Annotated in this window: 16 protein-coding genes and 1 pseudogene; 6 read left to right on the top strand and 11 right to left on the bottom strand. The window is 49.3% G+C overall.

Going from position 1 to position 19,753, the window contains the following annotated elements:
• Positions 1 to 88: 88 nt before the first annotated feature.
• The 3 genes from AC0VXT_RS15960 to AC0VXT_RS15970 form a co-directional block, all read right to left on the bottom strand.
• Positions 89 to 1,603, bottom strand: a complete 1,515-nt coding sequence (locus AC0VXT_RS15960) for an aldehyde dehydrogenase (NADP(+)) (protein WP_475546202.1) — start codon at positions 1,601 to 1,603, stop codon at positions 89 to 91.
• A gap of 69 nt (positions 1,604 to 1,672) precedes the next feature.
• Entirely contained in the window at positions 1,673 to 3,337 is a 1,665-nt protein-coding gene (locus tag AC0VXT_RS15965; protein WP_475546203.1) for a thiamine pyrophosphate-binding protein, read from the bottom strand.
• Positions 3,338 to 3,400: 63 nt separating this feature from the next.
• Entirely contained in the window at positions 3,401 to 4,099 is a 699-nt protein-coding gene (locus tag AC0VXT_RS15970; protein WP_475546204.1) for a FadR/GntR family transcriptional regulator, read from the bottom strand.
• A gap of 233 nt (positions 4,100 to 4,332) precedes the next feature.
• On the opposite strand from AC0VXT_RS15970, the gene AC0VXT_RS15975 reads away from it, so the two are divergent.
• From AC0VXT_RS15975 to AC0VXT_RS16000, 6 genes are all read left to right on the top strand, one after another.
• Positions 4,333 to 5,244: an NAD(P)-dependent oxidoreductase gene (locus AC0VXT_RS15975; protein WP_475546205.1), complete on the top strand. Its 912-nt coding sequence runs from the start codon at positions 4,333 to 4,335 to the stop codon at positions 5,242 to 5,244.
• An 86-nt stretch (positions 5,245 to 5,330) separates the two neighbouring features.
• Positions 5,331 to 6,323, top strand: coding sequence for a TRAP transporter substrate-binding protein (locus AC0VXT_RS15980; protein WP_475546206.1), 993 nt, complete (start codon positions 5,331 to 5,333; stop codon positions 6,321 to 6,323).
• A 98-nt stretch (positions 6,324 to 6,421) separates the two neighbouring features.
• On the top strand, positions 6,422 to 7,609 hold the full coding sequence (locus tag AC0VXT_RS15985; protein ID WP_475546207.1) for a TRAP transporter large permease: 1,188 nt from the start codon (positions 6,422 to 6,424) through the stop codon (positions 7,607 to 7,609).
• A complete protein-coding gene (locus AC0VXT_RS15990) occupies positions 7,521 to 7,715 on the top strand; it encodes a TRAP transporter large permease subunit (RefSeq protein WP_475546208.1) in 195 nt (64 codons plus the stop codon). The genes AC0VXT_RS15985 and AC0VXT_RS15990 overlap by 89 nt, the downstream gene beginning before the upstream one ends.
• A complete protein-coding gene (locus tag AC0VXT_RS15995) occupies positions 7,712 to 8,215 on the top strand; it encodes a TRAP transporter small permease (RefSeq protein WP_475546209.1) in 504 nt (167 codons plus the stop codon). The genes AC0VXT_RS15990 and AC0VXT_RS15995 overlap by 4 nt, the downstream gene beginning before the upstream one ends.
• Before the next feature lie 27 nt (positions 8,216 to 8,242).
• Positions 8,243 to 8,572: an NIPSNAP family protein gene (locus AC0VXT_RS16000; protein ID WP_475546210.1), complete on the top strand. Its 330-nt coding sequence runs from the start codon at positions 8,243 to 8,245 to the stop codon at positions 8,570 to 8,572.
• A 513-nt stretch (positions 8,573 to 9,085) separates the two neighbouring features.
• Here the strand turns inward: AC0VXT_RS16000 and AC0VXT_RS16005 are convergent.
• The 8 genes and pseudogenes from AC0VXT_RS16005 to AC0VXT_RS16040 all read right to left on the bottom strand — a co-directional run bounded on the left by AC0VXT_RS16005 (position 9,086) and on the right by AC0VXT_RS16040 (position 19,654).
• Positions 9,086 to 10,035: pseudogene (locus AC0VXT_RS16005) on the bottom strand (IS630 family transposase).
• A 444-nt stretch (positions 10,036 to 10,479) separates the two neighbouring features.
• The gene (locus AC0VXT_RS16010) at positions 10,480 to 10,869 is read right to left on the bottom strand and encodes a response regulator (RefSeq protein ID WP_475546211.1); all 390 of its coding nucleotides are present in this window, start codon (positions 10,867 to 10,869) and stop codon (positions 10,480 to 10,482) included.
• Entirely contained in the window at positions 10,856 to 13,291 is a 2,436-nt protein-coding gene (locus tag AC0VXT_RS16015) for an ATP-binding protein (protein ID WP_475546212.1), read from the bottom strand. Before AC0VXT_RS16015 ends, AC0VXT_RS16010 begins: the two co-directional genes overlap by 14 nt.
• A 277-nt stretch (positions 13,292 to 13,568) precedes the next feature.
• The gene (locus tag AC0VXT_RS16020; RefSeq protein WP_475546213.1) at positions 13,569 to 14,918 is read right to left on the bottom strand and encodes an HlyD family type I secretion periplasmic adaptor subunit; all 1,350 of its coding nucleotides are present in this window, start codon (positions 14,916 to 14,918) and stop codon (positions 13,569 to 13,571) included.
• Positions 14,915 to 16,978, bottom strand: a complete 2,064-nt coding sequence (locus tag AC0VXT_RS16025) for an ATP-binding cassette domain-containing protein (RefSeq protein WP_475548591.1) — start codon at positions 16,976 to 16,978, stop codon at positions 14,915 to 14,917. The genes AC0VXT_RS16020 and AC0VXT_RS16025 overlap by 4 nt, the downstream gene beginning before the upstream one ends.
• 71 nt (positions 16,979 to 17,049) lie before the next feature.
• The gene (locus AC0VXT_RS16030) at positions 17,050 to 17,445 is read right to left on the bottom strand and encodes a hypothetical protein (RefSeq protein ID WP_475546214.1); all 396 of its coding nucleotides are present in this window, start codon (positions 17,443 to 17,445) and stop codon (positions 17,050 to 17,052) included.
• A 73-nt stretch (positions 17,446 to 17,518) separates the two neighbouring features.
• Complete coding sequence (locus AC0VXT_RS16035; RefSeq protein ID WP_475546215.1) at positions 17,519 to 18,745, bottom strand: ABC transporter transmembrane domain-containing protein; 1,227 nt, start codon at positions 18,743 to 18,745, stop codon at positions 17,519 to 17,521.
• Between the two features lie 147 nt (positions 18,746 to 18,892).
• Positions 18,893 to 19,654: a response regulator gene (locus AC0VXT_RS16040; protein WP_475546216.1), complete on the bottom strand. Its 762-nt coding sequence runs from the start codon at positions 19,652 to 19,654 to the stop codon at positions 18,893 to 18,895.
• Between the last annotated feature and the right edge of the window lie 99 nt (positions 19,655 to 19,753).

The following is a 19,753-nucleotide window of genomic DNA, read 5'->3' on the forward strand; positions in this document are numbered from 1 at the left end:
AAATTTGAGGCAACCCATTTCGAGACTCCCGATTTAGGAGCAAACCGCGACATTACTTTTATCGCCGCCGTTTCGTATCGAGAAAACTTCAGACAAGATCAGCAGGCAAAACATCCGCCGGGATGTTCTGATAGCAAACCGGACGCAGGAACCGACGAATGGCCATGGTACCAACCGACGTCGCACCAAAGTTGGTCGATGCCGGATACGGCCCGCCGTGCACCATGGTGTCGGAAACTTCCACACCGGTCGGGAACCCGTTGGCCAGAACACGACCAGCTTTACGTTCCAAAATCGGCATCAACGACCGGGCATCCCCTGCATCACCGCCATCAAGATGCAGCGTGCAAGTCAACTGTCCCTCAAGCGCCTTGGCAATGGTAAGCATTTCTTCCATGTTCTTAACCCGGACGACAAGACCAAGCGGGCCAAAGACTTCTTCGCCCAATTCACGATTTGAAAGCCAGTTTTCACCGGTGGTTTCAAACAGATACGGCGTTGCATTGCGCAGATCACACGACGTGGTCAAAACGTCTTTGACACCACTGGTCGAAGCAATCCGTTTTGCGCCAGCACGATAGGCATCTGCCATGCCATCGGTCAGCATGGTCTGAGCCGAAACCTCGGCAAGACCAGCCTTGGCCGCATTCACAAAAGAATAGGCATCCGGCCCGTCAATCACAACTGCGATCCCCGGATTGGTACAGAACTGCCCGGCCCCCATGGTCAATGATCCAGCCCAGCCTTTGCCAAGCGCCTCGCCGCGTTCTTTCATGGCGACCGGCATCATAAACATCGGATTGACCGATCCAAGCTCACCAAAGAACGGGATTGGTTCTGGGCGACTTGCACACAGATCAAACAACGCACGGCCGCCGCCAAGCGATCCGGTAAAGCCAACCGCCTTGATCAGCGGATGCTGCACCAGACTTTGCCCGACATCGCGTTTACCACCTTGAATAAGGCTGAACACACCGGGATGGACGCCACATGCCTTGATCGCGGCATCAATCGCCTGAGCGACAATTTCACCCGTGCCTGGATGGGCCGAATGCCCCTTGACCACGACCGGACAGCCCGCTGCCAGGGCCGACGCCGTATCGCCACCAGCAACAGAGAATGCCAGCGGGAAGTTCGATGCACCAAACACAGCCACCGGACCGATCGGACGCTGCATCAAACGCAGGTCCGGGCGCGGCAAGGGCGCGCGATCCGGCAATGCTTCGTCATGGCGACGATCAAGATACGCACCATCAAGAATATGGCTCGCAAACAGACGAAGCTGCCCAACCGTGCGGCCCCGTTCGCCGTTCAGGCGGGCTTCGGGTAGCCCGGACTCCTGCGTGCCAATTTCGGTAATTTCATCACCGCGTGCGGCGATCTCATCAGCAATCTTATTCAGCAATGCTGCGCGGTCTTCGCGGGTGGAATAAGCAAAGGACCAAAATGCGTCTTCGGCGGCCTTGGCGGCCTGATCGACCAATGCCGGGGTGCCAACCGGGAATGTATTGGCCGGACCATGGGCCGGTTCGGACTGGAACGTCGCATCGCCTGCGACCCAGTTGCCCGCGATCAGATGTTTGCCGGTTAGTGTATAGGACATGAAGTTTCCCTGTTTGTATAAAACGGTCAGATAAATTTCACTCTGTAGCGAGCAGGCGAAAATATCCTATTATTTCGCACTTGCACGAAGCTCGGACAAGGAGAAGCGCGGAGTTAAGTCTTCAGGGTCCGTAATCACTTCGATGATACCTGATTTACCAGATGCCACAACCGCGTCAAACGCTGCTGAGAACTGATCGGTTTTTTCCACTTTTAATGTGAAAATCCCGTAAGCCTCGGCCAGCTTTCCGAAATCAGGGTTAACGATATCCGTTCCACTGACACGCCCCGGATAGGTTTTTTCCTGATGCATACGGATCGTGCCATACATTCCGTTATTCACTAGGATCACAATAACCCGCGCACCAAACTGCTGTGCCGTTGCAAGTTCCTGCAACGTCATTTGGAAACAACCGTCGCCCGCAAAACATATACTTAAGCGATCAGGATGACGCAGGCTTGCGGCAATCGCAGCAGGCAACCCATATCCCATCGTACCTGAGGTCGGTGCAACCTGTGTTCTATAACGACGGTGTTTATAAAAACGGTGCACCCAAACGGTATAGTTCCCCGCACCGTTTGTCAGAATAGCGTCCTCTGGCAGATTTTCATTCAGGTACTCCATCACCGCAGCCAGATTAACCGGCCCATGTGACGTCTGATTAGGCGTTGACCATTTCAGGTAATCATCACGTGCAGCTTGCGACCACTCAGTCCAAATTTTTGTCCCTTGGGGAGAATCAAGCTCTACCAAGGCCTTTAGGGCCTGCTTCATACCACTACAAACCCCAAGTTCCGGCGCATAGACGCGACCGATTTCATTGGCATCAGGGTGAACATGCAGCACTTTTTGTTGCGCAACCGGCACATCAAGCAATGTATAGCCAGATGTCATGCAATCCCCCAACCGCGCACCCAGAACCAACAAAACATCGGCGTCACGGATGCGTTTTGCCAAGGCCGGATTTATCCCAAGCCCCGCATCGCCAACATAGGATGCATGTAAGGCAGAAAGCCGGTCCTGACTACGGAAACTACACGCAACAGGAAGATTCCACGAAGACGCAAACTTGGCCATATCATCACAGGATTGCTCATCCCATGTTTCCCCACCGACAATCACCAATGGCGTTTTGGCATTCGACAGGACAGTTGCGATTTGTGAAACTTGTTCCGCAGCAGGAGATCCCTGAACCGGGCAAATACGCGCCGGCAGTTTTTTTGCTTCGACCACGTCACGCAGCATATCTTCTGGCAACCCGATTACGACTGGCCCCGGTCGTCCGGAGACAGCCACCTGAAACGCGCGGGTCAAAAGTTCTGGAATACGGGCAGCATCATTGATCACGGCCGTCCATTTGGTTTGTGTGCCAAAAATTGCCTTAAGATCAAATTCCTGAAAGGCTTCGCGTTCTTCGTCTGCACGCCCGATCAAACCAACCATCATAATCAGCGGTGTCGAATCCTGATAGGCAACATGCACACCAGCATAGGCATTCGACGCCCCCGGACCACGCGTAACCAAAACAATGCCGGGGCGTCCGGTCAGTTTACCGTCGGCATCCGCCATGAATGATGCAGCACCTTCATGTTTGGTCGCAATGAATTCAATCTGCGCGGTATCGACTAGCGCATCAAGAACAGCCAGAAAGCTTTCTCCTGGCACGCCGAAAATTCTATCTACACCTTGCTGAACCAAGACATCAGTGATCAGTTGACCGCCCGTGCGATGCATCGGTGCCTCCAAATAGTTTTTATGATTTGAAATTTTGCGCAGGAGCAAAAAGCTCCTTACACCCTATGTATCGGCCAAGTCCGCACGGTCCGCCAACCGTTTAGCCGCAAGCGAATAATGATATCGCACGGCCTGTGACGCAGCATTTTCATCCTGTGCACGAATGGCATCAAGAACCGCTTTATGCTCGGCCAGAACTTCCGCGCTCCATTCCGTTACACGGGCATTTTTGACCGCAACTGAACGCAATTCCATATCAATGCGTGTATCAAGCATCGAAAGAAACTCTGAGATATACTGATTGCCGGATGCTTCCGCGATGCGCTGATAAAAGCTGCGTTCTGCAAGAACATGTGTTTCAGCACCTTCATCGGCCACGAACAAAGAGCTTTCCATCTCACGATATGCGCCATCCATGAATTCCAGATCCATGTCAGTGCGATGATTGGCTGCCAAGCCAGCTGCTTCGGACGATATACCGGTCCGCAACTGCAGGATTTCCAACAGTTTTTGGCGCTTTTCAAAACAAGCCGGACTGATCCGAAACGCACTTCGAGCACTTGCCTCGGCAACAAAGGCACCAACCCCCTGACGGGAATCAACCAAACCGTCATGCTTCAGGCGAGAAACGGCCTCTCTAACAACTGTACGCGCCACACCAAAACTTTCAGCCAGACTTTGTTCTGTCGGAAGCTGCTCGCCCGCGGCAAGTTGCCCGTCCAAAATCATGCGGGAAAGTTTCTGCGAGACATCATCAGTCAAACTGGGACGTCGGCTTAGTCGCGTGAAAGAGTCCACCTAAAAATGCCCTTTATCCGTGAAGTATCAATCAGCATGTTCTGATCCTTATATGTGAGCCTTATGCATGGGCAATGATTATTTTGTCAACATAAAAACAGGTTGTCAGACAACAAGAAGACATGCTATGTGGATTTTTAATGAAAGCTATCTAGGCACTGCCGTATCGCGGTGCAGATCGCAAAATGGAGGAAAACGTGGCGTTTGAAAAAGTAGTCGGCTTTGTCGGACTTGGTGGAATGGGTAGCGGGCTTGTCAAAAACATGCTGCAAAAAGGGATCTCGGTACATGTGCTTGATCTCGACCCTGAAAAGGTAAAGCTTGCCAAAAGCCGTGGGGCTACTGTCGCCTCATCGGTACGTGACATGGCGCGCAACTGTGATGTTCTGGCGTTCTGCATTGGCAGGGCCGAGGATGTTCAGAAACTGACAATCGACAGTGAAACCGGTTGTCTGCAAGACATGAAACCCGGTCAGATTCTGCTTGATCACACCACAACCAGTCCTGATCACGTCGACCTGATGAGCAAAGCCTCTGAAAAGGCCGGTATCCGCTATTGCGAAGCCCCGATGACACGCACCCCCATCCATGCTGAACAGGGCTGTGTAAATGTGCTGTATGGGGGGGACACCGTTCTTCTCGAAGACTTGCGTCCGTTATTTGATACCTATGCAGAGAACATTTTCCATGTCGGGCCAAGCGGTCATGCAATCCGCTTGAAACTCATCCATAACTTCATTGCCTTCGCCAATGTCGCCACCTTCTGCGAGGGGTTTGCTCTGGCCGCCAAAGAAGGTCTGGACATGACCAAAGTCATCGACATCATCTCGGCGGCAGGCGGCAAAAGCGGCATGATGGACCTTTATGGTCGCAAAACGCTCGAACGTGACTTTACCCCGCATATGGCACTTGAGTGGGCTGAAAAGGATGTCGGTTATTACGTTCGCTGGCTTGAAAAAGCGGGCCTTCCCGGCTTCCTCGCCTCATCGGTTCATCAAACCTATTCACTCGCATCAATTATGGGCTTTGGTCAGGAAGGCTGCACCGCAGTCATTAAGGCCTATGAACAACTTTCAGGGGTAGAGGCTTCTTTCCCGAAAGAGAAATGACGCAACGGTTTCTCATGGGGGCTAACCATTCCCCCCAAAAGCAAAAAGCGCAGAAAGCGCATTCATATCCCAACGGAGGAAACATCTTGAAAAACTTGAAACTCAAAACAGCCGCCTTGTCGGTTGCCGCAACGCTTCTTTCTGTCTCTGCCATGTCGTCTGCACAGGCAGAAACCGTATTACGTTTATCCCATTTCGCCGCTGAAACACATCCTGGTCATATTGCTGCAAAGCAATTCAAGGAGAATGTTGAAACACGCAGCAACGGTGAAATCATCGTTGAACTTTATCCAGCGAACGAATTGGGTGCACCGCCTGAGCAGCTTGAACAAACTGTTCTTGGGATCATTGATATGAACCTGCCGACCCAAGGCGGTCTGGACAAATACGAAAAAGCCTTCGGTACGGTAATGACACCGTTCGCGTTCCGCAGCTACGACCACGCCCATGAAGTCCTTGACGGCCCCTTCATGGAATGGGCTGCCCCCAAGCTTGAAGAAAAAGGCTTGGTCATGCTGTCAAACTGGGAATATGGCTTCCGGAACGTGACCAACTCGGTACGCCCGATCAACACGCCGGAAGATCTGGCAGGCTTGAAATTGCGTACGCCACCAGAATTGCAAATCGTGGCTGCTCTTGAAGCTGCTGGTGCCCAGACAACCCAGATTGCCTTCCCAGAACTCCCAGGTGCGCTGACTGCCGGTGTTGTTGACGGTCAGGAAAATCCGATCGGTGTTATCTATCATTATAAAATGTACGAATTGCAGAAAAACCTCGCCCTGACACGTCACGTTTATAATTCGATGGTTCACGTGATCAACAAGGCGAAGTGGGACTCTTTTTCTGCTGATGAGCAAGCCATTATCCGGGAAGAAAGTGTATCTGCGGGTAACTTGATGCGTGAGCTTGTTCAAAAACAAGAAGCCGAAGAACTTGCAAAAATCAAGGAAAGCGGCGTTCAGATCACCGAGCCTGACCTTGAAAAGTTCAAAGAAAAAATGGGTCCAGCATATGATCGCGTCAGCGAATATTCCGGCGAAGAAAACATGAAAACATTTCTCGGCTTTATTGGGAAATAACTGGTCGTCCTGATCCCATCAGGTACGGACAGAACATTGTCAGGGAGGATGCTTTGCATCCTCCCCATCATCGCCGAATTTTCTGAAAGTCTGAGACCATGCTTGCACTCATTGTGCTACTTGCACTCGTGGGGCTGATTATACTTGGTGTGCCGATTGCCATCGCACTGGGTGTTACTGCAGTCGGCACCTATCTTGCGCTGGGTGAACCCGCAATTCTGACCATGTTGCCGCAACGCATGTATTCGGCAACCACATCCTTTACCCTTCTTGCCATACCGTTCTTCATCTTGGCTGGAAATCTGATGAATACCGGTGGTGTTACCGAACGTATTTTCCGGTTTGCTGCGGCACTTGTCGGACATATTCGGGGTGGACTGGGGCAGGTAAACGTTCTGGCCAGCTTGATTTTCTCGGGCATGTCCGGTGCGGCTGTTGCAGATGCTGCCGGCCTTGGCCAAGTCGAATTCAAGGCCATGAAAGATCGTGGGTATGACGAACGGTTTGCTGCTGCCATTACCGCAGCATCCTCGACCATCGGACCTGTTTTCCCACCTAGTATTCCATTTGTTATCTTTGCCAGCCTGACCGGCGTATCGGTTGTTAAACTGTTTCTTGCCGGGGTTGTTCCCGGGCTTTTGATGGCTGCCGCCCTTATGGTCGCGGTTTATGTCGTTGCGGTCATTCGCAAATTCCCACGTGAAATGCGCGCAAGTTATCGCGAAGTTTGGGATTCCTTCAAAGGGGCACTTCTGCCTCTTGGAACACCATTTATCATTATTGCCGGAATTCTCAGTGGCGTTTTCACCCCGACAGAAGCGGGCGTTACCGCCAGTTTCTATGCAGCTTTTCTTGGATTGGTTGTCTATCGCGAAATCGACCTGAAAGCATTGCCCGCAATTCTGTGGGACACACTGCTTCACACCATTCGTGTTTTGTTTGTTATTGCCGCGGCGGGCTTCTTTGGCTGGCTTCTGATTCACCAGCGTGTCCCAAACAGCGTCATTAACGCACTTCTTTCGATTTCGGAAAACCCGATCATCATCATGTCACTGATTGTGACCATTTTGCTGGTGCTTGGTATGTTCCTTGAAGGGATTGCCGTCATTGTCATTACGGTTCCAATATTTATGCCGATCATGTCCACACTCGGCGTTCAACCCTGTGCAGTTCGGGGTAATCATGATCATGTGCTCGATGATTGGATTGCTAACCCCTCCGGTTGGCATGGTTCTGTTTGCCATTTCAAGCGTTACCAAAGTGCCCGTCGCACCGCTTGTACGTGAACTTTGGCCTTACCTTCTGGGCATCATTGCCGTTCTCCTGTTGGTTATCTTCATCCCGCAGATTTCGACCTGGTTGCCTGAATTGGTGATGGGAGGATCCAGATGATCAAAACGCTCTCCCGTATTGATCTGACAATTGGCGTGATCTTACGCACCATAGCAATCGCATGCCTGGTTGTTCTCATGTTCATTCTGGGTGGCAATGTGGTTTCGCGCGTCACCGGCTGGTTTTCACTGGGCTGGTACGATGAAATCATCGAGCTGTGTTTTGCCTGGATGGTTTTCTTTGGAGCTGCCGAATTGTGGCGTGAAAACCAGCATTTCCGGATCGACTGGCTGTATTACACCTTGCCATGGGCCAAGCGCCGCTTGCACACGATCCTCATCTCGTTGATTGACATTTTCTTTCTTGGTTTTTTGCTGGTTGAAGGCATCACCCTCACGCAGAAAAGCTCGGCACTCACGCCCATCATTGGCATGCCGGTTGCCATTCTCTACGTCTCCATTCCGATCAGCGCGGCGATCATGCTGATCTACGCCATCTCCGATCTTTTCAGACATTCACCCCGGCATGCTGCCGAGGTTGACGTTATTGACGACATCTGATCTCCACGAAAAACAAGGAATTCCGTCATGATTTATGACCACCGTACCTATACCTGCCGCCCGGGCACGATTGGCAAACATCTCAAGCTTTACGAAGCAGAAGGTTGGCAGATTCAAAAGAAACATCTCGGCGATCCAGCCGTTTATGGAGCAACCGAAACCGGTGATGTCAATTCTTACGTTCATATCTGGCAATACGAAAGTGCCGCAGATCGCGCAGCAAAACGCGCTAATCTGAAAAATGATCCAGCCTGGCAGGAATACCTCAAGAAATCGGCAGAAGCCGGCTATCTGGTCAGCCAGGTCAATAAGATCCTGACGCCAACTCCGTTCTTCTCAGCCTTGAAAAAAGACTAACCTAGCCATCTCAAAAACATTGATAAGCCCCCTGTTTCTTAAGGCAGGGGGCTTTCGCGTTTCCAATGCTCAGTTTTCTTCTGCTTTATTACTGTTCCAAATATGGGGCACCGCCAGAAGTCTGGATTCTATTTTTTAACGATCCTGACTCACACGACACCTTCAATTGCCGCACTCAAGAACACTACTAACGCAGTCTTTATGCTTGAGCGCTAACCTTCCAAACAATCAGCTGCGCCACAACCCCGAATTATGACAACCGTGCCAAATCAGAGTTTGCCCTTTCACGCGCAAATCCCATTTGTGATGTTCCACAAAAGCTGACATTTGACATGCAAAGAAATCAGAGACCTAGCCTTTCCCGTTGCCAGATAAATTGACACGAATTGACACTTAAGCTGACAAAAAACTGCGGAATTTCCAGAAAAGATTACCTCTTTATTCTTTCGCATTCCCATGTCAAACAAAACCATTAATGTGAGTTCAAATACTGACGCATTGCCCTAGACTCCTTCACGTTTTAACGGAACGATATCCGGCATTTGTGAAATAACGTGCGCATTCGTCCGGCGAGAATGTACCTGCAATATGGCCAACGTGACGCCATGTTTCTTCAAGGTTTCGTTTTTGAGCGGTTCGCATCCAGTGCTTGACCTTTGAGAACGCCTGTTCAATCGGGTTAAGGTCTGGACTATAGGGCGGGAGGAACCACGCACGGGCGTTGACTGACTTGATGGCGTCACGCACGGCTCGGGATTTGTGGCTACCGAGATTGTCCATGATAACGATATCACCGGAACGCAGAACCCGAACCAGTTGCTGTTTTACGTAAGCAAGGAAGCTGGTCCCATTGATCGGACCGTCAAAGACGCATGGGGCTGTCAGCTGGTCATGGCGCAAGGCGGCAATGAAGGTCATCGTGCGCCAATGCCCATGTGGTGCATAGCCAACAAGTCGCTACCCTTTCATGCCCCAGCCCCGGATCGGAGCCATATTGGTTTTGATCCAGGTTTCATCAATGAACACCAGTCGCTCGGGATCAATCCTGCCTTGCCAGGATTTCCAGCGTCGGCGCTGGCGGGCAACGCCCGCCCGAGCCTGCTCAAGAGCGAACAGAGTTTTTTTTTGAAGCGTAACCCCTCATCCCTGAGAAAGCGCCACACCGCCTGATGTGAGACAATCACGCCCCGGTCCGCAAGAAGATCCTTCATACCATGGAGTGTCAGATGAGGTGTTTGCTTGATCTGCTCATGGATGAAATCTCGATGTTCAACCAGCACACGTTTGCGATGACCTCCCATTTTTCCCGGCGCAACACTCCCTGTAGAGCGATAACGTTGATGCCATTTCACCACAGATGAAACTGCGACTTCAAAACGAGCGGCGACCACCCGGCAGCTCTCTCCTGCCTGAACTGCCGCGACAACACGGTCACGAAGATCATTCGAATAAGGTCGGGTCATGGATGCTGGCCTCCTCACCCAGCATCCATCTTGAATCACAACTCAGCTACTTTGGGAATCCCCTATCGATTCTGATAAGTGGTGAAACGCTCTAGGTTCTAAACGGTCATGGCATCATGATGCGTTCGGAATAGCATATTGCCCGACATCTTAAAAAAGATCGGCTTCGACTTATTCTCCCTCAATACACCCATATGGATGCAGATATTTGTAAGGCTTATCGGAAGCGCCATAACCTGTCCGCTAAAGTCCGCATTTTCATCTCTTCCCTTGACCGGAACTGGCAGAAAATCTTCTCGGCAAGGATTCAATAGCAAAATGGCTCTATGTGATCGGCCTCAAAGGAAATGCTCGAATTTCTCGTCCGCCAACTACTGGACTGAAACGATAAGGAATAGCCTTCTCATCTGCCGACAATAAATTTCAATATCACGCAGCCATCGTTCACGACCGATAGAACATATCCCGTATTTGGTCGCATAATTCTTCGATTTCATATGGTTTTGATAATACGCCAATCGCCCCCAAATCCATGTAAGACTGCACATCTTTGCCACGAACTCTGGCAGTTGCAAAAATAACCGGTATATCTACGTAGGCCCGATCCGCCTTTAATTTTGTAATAATTGTAGGCCCATCATCATCGGGAAGCATCACATCTAGAAGAATCAGATCAGGCTGGCTGTTTTCCAATTCATTGAACAGGGCTTTGCCATCCGGGCAAATAACAACCTCGAACCCGCCAAACTCTACCAAAGCCATTTCAATGATGAACTGTATATCTACATCATCTTCAACGACAAAAATTTTGTTTAATTCCTTATTTTCGTTCATTGCTCGTACTCAACCAGTGAAGGTCGTATTTCAACGACCCATTACTTATATTTATCAATATCTCTTCCACCCGAGTAGCCAAACTTTCCTGATCTTCCTCAGCGGGAACAGTTTGAACCTTTCTGACAAAGGCACCGCTTTCAAGATAAAGTACGGCCTGTGCCCGGCGAGATATTTCGATAAGTTCGATGTGCTCAAAGTTTGCTGATTTGCCTTTTAGTATGGGCTGTATCATTCCGTTATTACTCGGACCAACAGCAACCACTCCTTTTTCAGCTTCCTTCTTGAGAACAGCCGTTTTCTTAAGTGGCAAATCAATATAAAAAACTGATCCGACACCTGCACGAGAACGGTAACCAATCCGCCCTCCGTTGCCTTCCATCAAAGATTTGGTGATCGCCAGCCCCAAACCTGTCCCGTTTGCTTTCTTTGTATTTGAACCATCTGCCTGCCAAAACCGGCTAAACATGTGTGCACGTAAAGACGGTGGAATTCCCGGCCCCTGATCAATCACAGACACCCTGACGTCGCTTCCGACTGCTGCAACGATGACATCGATTGTCGTATTGTCACCGCTATATTTCGCAGCATTAGACAACAGGTTATTCATCACCTGCATTAAGCGTCCCTCATCTCCAAGAACCTCAAAGAACTGCGTTGACGGAATAATCCTAACTTTCTTGCCATGCTTTCGCACATAAGGAGTAAATGCATCGATTGATCTTTGGACAAGTTCTCCAAGATCAAGGTCTTCAAGAGTGAAGCTGATTTTTCCATTCTCAAGTTTCTCAAGATCGAGAATATCATTCACCAAATCTCCGAGCCTTTTGGAGTTATCCAAAGCCACATCAAGAAGTTTTTGAAGCCGATCCGACTGAGGCACAACGGCATCGCGCTTCGCAAGGGATAAAGCCCCCGTGATTGAGGTCAAAGGTGTTCTCAATTCATGGCTAACCGAAGAAATAAACTCTTCTTTGAGCTTTTCCACCTCTTTGCGTTTCGTGATGTTTCTGATCAGCAAAGTCATAAGCCGTTTATCTTCAATTTCCATATACTCGCCGATGGCGTACTCAATCGGTACATCCGCACCATAGACAGGATAAAGAACGGCTTCTTTCATGATTTGCTGCTGATCATGATTGAAACGATCCGATGTCGGAATTAGAAATACTTCAAGGTCACGAATATCGATAAAGTCGACAATGTTCTTGCCAACCAGCCGTGCCACGGGGCACTTAAACAATTCCCGACCAGCATTATTGCAGGATTGTATTCTGCCGTAGACATCCACAGTGATAATCGTATCAACCACATTATCAAGAATGGACTGAAGCTGGTTCGCACTATCTCGCAAACGCAAACGGGCTTCTTCAAGTTCTCTTGTTCGCGACGTTACACGGGCTTCAAGCACGCTATAGGAAACATTAATATGTCCCAGCATTTCACGAAAACTACTTGAAAGGCGTCCTACTTCATCATTACCCAAATCGGGCAACTCAACATCGAAATATCCTTCGGTAGCAATCCGCGACGCGGTTCTTTCAAGCATCCGCAAAGGACTACTGAGTTTTCGTCCGACAAAAACAGCCAACAATGCGGTAATCAAAATGAAAGTAACCGCAAACCCCACAATATTTGCAACCAGTCTTTGAACCGGAGCAAGAGCCTCTGTCTCGACACGTCCAACATCGAACGTCAACACGAGTTGGTTTAATGGCGATTTTAATTCAACAATGGAACTTCGGGTCAGGAGCCCCATATCCGTCGGCCACGACCACTCACCAATTGTTTTTCCTGTTGCATTAGACAATTTGAAAAAGAATGGCGTTTCCTCGTTTGGCGCCAAAACATCTGATAAATTGCCAAGATGGATACGTCCCCGCAAAACACCTTCGATGCTTTGGGTTCTATCATCAAACACCGGATAGCTTATCGCTATGTACGATTTCCAATTATCCGCAGCTTCATCATAGACAGCACGAACGTCACCGGCAATTGCATCTGCAAAACCTGGTTCGCCAGAGATGCTCGATTGTGGGTCAATATTGGATTGCGCAAGAACATGACCATTCAAATCAAAAAGACCAACATCTGTATACAGGCTATCCGAAGCCCGAAACCCTTGCAAAAAGGGAACCAGATGCTTGCTCTTTTCATAAGGGTTCACAATCCCATTAAGAACCAGACTGGACGTTGCAAGGTTTTTTAGGTTGTAGTGAACCGTCTCCAGATACAAAGCCATGCGACGGGCGCCCGCATGAGCTTCTCGATCTAACTCTTGCTCTACTTCCCGCAAAATCTGGTTGTGAACAAATAACGTTACACTTACACCAGCAATGACCGTAAGGCACGTCATCATCACGACACTGCCCAGTGCGAATTTTCGCGACAAAGCAAGATTTGACCAATATTTCTGGAACAACTTCCATCCCCTACAAAATGGCTTATGGGTAATTGGACACAATCAAGCCTTTTCTAGAAAGCGTCACATGAAGCCACCTGATGCTCATTGCATTTACCCCGTCAAGAACAACCAGCAAGCATTGGTTTGACCACTCAAACCGACATGTAAATCGGTCTATTTAGAAAATAACCACCATTCTTGGCATATGCTTTAAGTAGCAGCCACATCAAGAAATACAATATCGGTTCATCCCAACCTTATTGATCGAGCGGGTATTTCTTCGTCCACTGAGCGATCACCTTTCTCTAAAGGCGCTATCAAAACTTTTGATTACCGGCGACATGATAGCCTCAAGAAGCATTTTCTCACCGGTCAGAATGTCGGCAATAACCGTCATTCCCGGCGCAATGGTAAGGTCTGCATTCTCACCGACATGGGAACTTTCAAGTAGAATATCGGCTTTGTAGAAGGGAACCCCTTCTTCATCAATGAACGTCGTTGGAGAAATTTGGGAGATTTCCCCCGGAATGGTGCCAAAACGAGAATAGTCGTAGGTTAGCACCTTGATGTTTGCTTCCTGCCCAACATGAACATGTCCGATATCCTGAGTCGAAATACGTGCTTCGACCTTAAGCTGGGTATCATCCGGAACGATTTCCATCATGGTTGCTCCTGGATCTACCACACCACCAATTGTCTTGATTTCCAACCCTTTAACACGACCTGAAACCGGCGCACGCACCAGCAAGCGATCGACCCGGTCCTGTGCGCGAACAATTGCCACCCTGGTCTCTGCCGCTTCGGATGCCAACTGGCTTAATTCTGTTGCGATTTCTGACTGATAGCGGGCACGTGTTTCGATAATTCTTTGGCGGACTTCGCCAATACGCTCGCCAACACGTGATGCTTCAAGCACAAGCGCTGAACGGTTATCGACAAGGCCAGCCAGTTCCCGTTCGTCCTCAATCAAATCCATGCGAGGAAACAAACCTTTTTCGGCCAAAATCCGGCGACCTTTTACCTGCTCATTCTTCAAACGTATCTGCTCGGCAACGCCTGCCGCCTGACTTTTCAGCGTCGCACGTTCAGCCTCACGTTCTTTTTCCTGCTGCCTGAGAACCTCGATCTGCGAAGAAATTGTTTCGCGTTTGGTTGAGAGTTCATACTGGGCGGCTCGTGCAATATCGGAATATTCTTGGTCAAAGTCATTAATGTCGGGGATATTATCCCCGCGTGCTGCGGTTAAAAACCGGATACGAAACTGCAACCCCACCAAACGTGTCTGCAACTGATCAAGTTCCGATTGCGCAATATGCGGAGAAAGCTCGACGAGAATGTCGCCCTGTTCCACATATTGCCCTTCACGAACATCAATTGCCGAAACAATACCCCCTTCAAGATGCTGAACATTTTGCAAGGAGCCGGATGGAACAACTTCGCCAGAGCTTGCTGAAATTTCCGTGATCGGCATAAAAGCCGACCAGATAATCACACCCGACATAACGGCAAAAAGCGAAAACGTCGTCAGCAAAGATAGCTTACTGGACGTTTTACGATCAAACAATTGGCTGGCCGTAATCGCATTATTACTCCAGGAACCTTTGTTCTGCGCAGTCACGGCTTTGTTATAAGTTTGGTCAGTCATGACGGAGTAACCTCTTTCTGACGAACAATATCTTTTGGCGCGCAGTCGCGCACAATCGTTCCCTGATTCATCACCAAAATTCGATCCGCAACCGAAATATAGTCCGGTTCATGGGTAACAATAACGATGGTTGTATCATCCCGTATCTGCCGAGTAGCCGACAAAAACGCTGTTCTGGCCTCAAGCGATGATGCGTCCGGCTCATCGATAAGGATCAGTCGGGATCGCGTCATCAAGACCCGAGCAAGGCCGATACGGCGCAGCAAAGAACTATCCTGTGCCATATCACAAATCCGAGTTTCATAACCTGCTGGCAATCGGCAAATATCGTTGTGGATAGCATGTTGTTCGCAGCCCTCAACAATTTCCGCATCAGAAAACTGTTCACGCCCCATTGCTAAGAATTCACGAATGCTCACTGGTAACATATTGGTGTCACGCGATAGATATCCAACAGACTGAAGCAAGACAGACTGAGGAACCTGTGCCGGAAAGACTCCATCAATGGTTACAGTACCAAGCTGAGGCGAGTTCAATCCGGCAATTAGATCAAGGACAGTCGACTTTCCAGAGCCATTTGCCCCGGTAATAACGACCATTTCGCGCGACTGGATTTCAAAATTCAGGTTGCGCAAGGCAGGAGCCTGCCCGCTTTGATAGTTAAACAGCACGGATGAGAAGCTTACTCGGCCATCAATCCCTGCACCCTGTCCACCCAATGCATGACTGCGCACTGACTCAGGGCTATCGTCTGCCCGATAGGTAGCATTTTCAATCAGATTGGTAATTTCTTCGCGACGCAGCACAGCCTCAAGAATCGATGGGACAGGAGACATCATCCGCCATACCACGGCAACAACCGCGATAAGTTCGCCCGGTCCGATGATTTCGTTCATCGCCATAACCGCGCCAAATGCCAGCGAGATTGCAACAATTAACGATGTCAGCGTGCTTGTCGCAATCCTGGCATAGGAGAAGGTTTTTTGCCGTTGCATTTCCGCTTCGGCAAGACGTGCAGAAGCATTGGTAAACCGGTGATGCCAACGTGCACCACTACCTTCTCTTTTCATTGCAAATAACCGGCGTGATAATTCATCACAGATCACCCCGTACTCCTCAGCCCTTCTCAGGGCCGATTTGGTCCGTTCATTTGCATATGACAGAAGACGCAGGATGAAAATGCTGCCAACCCCCAGCAGCACAACAGGAATAAGCGCAAGCCATCCCCCCAGAAGACCGAGTACGGCCAAATACGCGACAAAGATCGGAAGCTCAAGAATAGCCGTCCCGATCGGGCCTGTAACAATATTACTAAGCCGTTCGTGATCCTTGATAATTGCCGACGCATCCCGACTGTTAAACCGTCGTGCCAAGGCAACTGACATCCGCATCAATCTGGAATTTCTTGCCACACTGACTTTCAGATCAAGAAGTGCCGCGGCGTTAGCAAGAATACGGCTACGCAACATGCGTAAGCAGAACTCGGCCAAAGTTGCGATCACAAGCCCGACAGTCAGATACAGCAATGCGTCAACGCTTTGCGTTGGCAGAACCTGAGAATACACCGCCAGCGTAAACATGGGCATGGCAAGTGCAAGCAAGCTGGCAACAAATGTAATCATCGCAAGCTGAAAAACGGAATTTTTTGAACCCGACAATGCTGTTTTCAACCAATTGAACTTGGTCTGGTTAGCCTCCTTATCCGCGCGCCCCGGATCATTACTTTCCTGCAGGATAACTGCACGCCCCCGCGCACCCAAATCGGGCATCGCATGTTCGAGGCCGGTCTCCGGAGAAAGACATTGAATCTCTCCGTGCACGCCAGGTATAAAGATATACAATTCGCCATCTGACGTTTCAAAAGCAAACAGGTTTTCATTCAACAGCAAGTCTTCAAGTCGATGCCGCTGAATTTTAGGCGAAATTGACAAGGTCAGGGCGATTTCCGCAATTTCATCGAACCTGAAATCACCATCCATCTCCCGCAGGCTTGCCATGTCAATTGGTGTAATGCTTGCCCCGGCAAGATAAAACAGCTTGCGAACCCCGTCATAACGCACATTGTTCAACAAGTTCCCCAAGCTATCGATACTCTGGCGTAAGGCCCGGGGGCATCATCTGAGCTGCCATATCAGGCCTCCTTTGCCGGTTGTGCATCGATAAGCTGTTTATCTTCGAGAACCAGTTGACGGTCGCAGATTGACGTCAGGGATGGACGGTCCGTCAGGATAATAATTGTCGCTGTTTTACGCAGCATTTTGAGAACTTTGGCGAACCGCAATTCACTGCTGGCATCAAGCGACAACGTCGCATCATCAACAATGATGACTTTGTTATTCGCAGCCAGCCCCCGGACAATTGCAATTTGCTGCAATAGCCCATTCGGCAGCTTGGTAGGATCGTCGCCAAGCACCGTGCTGTACCCATCAGGCAACCGTTTGACCGGCACATCAAGACCGATCAAATGACATAGGTACCGAACATCCGCATACCGATCTTCCTGCCCACAACTCAAAACATTCATCATCTGTCCACGAGGCAACTGCGGCAAACGTCCCAGAAGTGTAATCTCGTTACGGATTGCTTCTGCATTGCTGGCATCAAGAAGAGTTCTGATCGAATTTTACTGTCCCTTTATACGGAACAAGACCAAGCAAACTGTAAGCTAGAACAGACTTCCCGCTGCTTGTATTGCTTCTGATTGCGACAGTTTCTCCTGATGCTACGGACAAATTGACGGCAAGAACCACACCGGTTTCTTCGCTTTGAACCGTACATGAGGCCGCAATGGCGGGCGGTTTCTTGAACAAACGTTTTTCCCCCGCCCCTGTCAGCACATCAAATTGATTGTTCGCCGCGTTTAAGAGCGCCTTTCTTTTTGCCCTGTCACCAGCGCTACTGCCGCCCACAATAATTTCATAAACGCTGCGCATGGGTTCCAATGCTCGCCCGGCCAAAAGGGTAAAGGCGGCAAGTCCCCCATGAGACAGGTTGCCTTCGAGAACGGCGAAACTCCCTGCGACGACCACACTACCAATCATCAATTGGGAAAAAAGGCTGTAAACATTCCCAATCGTCATCGAGTACTGTTTTTGTTTACGGAAACGAAACGCCTGTCTTTCATATAGTCGGGAAAGGCGATGCAGAATTGGGATCTCTACTGCCAATGTTTTTATCTGAGCCAAACTATCAAAGGTCCGGTCCACGAAATCCTGCTTGTCGGTATTTCCAGACCGCAACCCCTCTGACGCCCGACGATGCCGTACAGCAAGAAGATAAGACCAAAACCCGAAAATTAGACAAATACCAATCGGCAGCAGAACCAACTCCCCGGTGATCAAGCCAATCACACACAAGAAAGCGAATGCAAACGGGATGTCTGCAACACTCTTAATCATCAAAAGTTTTCGTTCGCGCCCAGGCAAACTTTGCGCAAGTTTTCCCAACAAATCATTCAGCGACATGTTGGTGCGTGTCGGATGACGTTGAGACAAAAGTGCTTCGATATATCTTGTTCGCGCAACATGATCCAGCCTGGCCGTCACACGCGATTCAAGTGACAAACGCACAAGACGAAGCACAAGATCGATGCCCACAATCACCGAGATTCCAAAGATCAATACAGCAAGTGTGGGAAATGATTTATTTGGAATAATCCGATCATAGATCATCAAAATACCAAGAGGCAGAGCAAGCGCCAGAAGGTTAATCATCACAGATGAGGTGATAATTGCACCGGCCTCAGCAAACCGTACTTTTATTTTTGGCGCATCAATCCGATGTGCACGAACTGGTATCGGGGCAACGTCGGACGAATAGTTGGCCATTCTAAGCTCCCGTTTGATGTGCAGGCGTCGTCAGCACAAGCAACTTTATGATTAATCTGAATAGTGCATCAAAGAGCTAATCCATACAGCCTATATGGTGTTAGAATATTGTTGTCTCTTTGTTGGGCTCATGCCACTTGCCCTTAATCAGTCATCCGTTACCGCACCCAAGACACTATTATTATCTTTCTGCGATGCCTTAAAAATATACCCCGCACCTCTTACAGTCTGAATCAGACTTGGATTTCCGGGATCCGTTTCAATGTTTTTCCGCAACTTGACAATCATGATGTCGATACTCCGGTCCATATACTCCCATTCACGACCTGAAATTGCGACCATAAGATCATTTCGCGTCAAAACACGTCCTTCATTCCGCACAAGATGAGCAAGAAGATTTGCTTCATTGGCCGACAGTACGCGCTGCGTCCCGTTATGATGAGTAAGCCGATATGTCGTCGTATCGAGTTGCCACCCATCAATTTTTAACGTTGATGTGTCTGTTTCTGTTGGCTCATGGGGAACTTCTACCGTTACCTTTTTGTAACGCCGTAAAACGCTCTTAATACGCGCCAAAAGTGCACGTGGTTCCAATGGCTTGGGCACATAATCATCTGCGCCAAGTTCCAACCCGACAATCTGGTCTATATCTGTATTTTTTCGGGAAATCAGGATAATCGCGGTATCTGATACTTCGCGAAGTCGGCGCGTAATGTCAAATCCATCTCCATCGGGAAGCAAGATATCAAGCAATATCAGATCAAAATTTTTACCCGATAAGCAGGCCCACATTTCTTGTTCTGTAAATGCGACTTCAACGTCGTACCCCTCATCAAGCAGGTACACTTCCAAGAGTTTGGTGATATCTGGATCATCATCAACAATCAGGATACGGCGCGCTTGCTGCAAAAATGCCTCCGACAGGATAACCGCTCAGCCAACAAAACGATAACATTTCACAACCATAGCAGCATATGTTTTATTTTCTTACTACGTAATGATCATTGT

The organism is Thalassospira sp. Z349TD_5 (assembly GCF_056173045.1).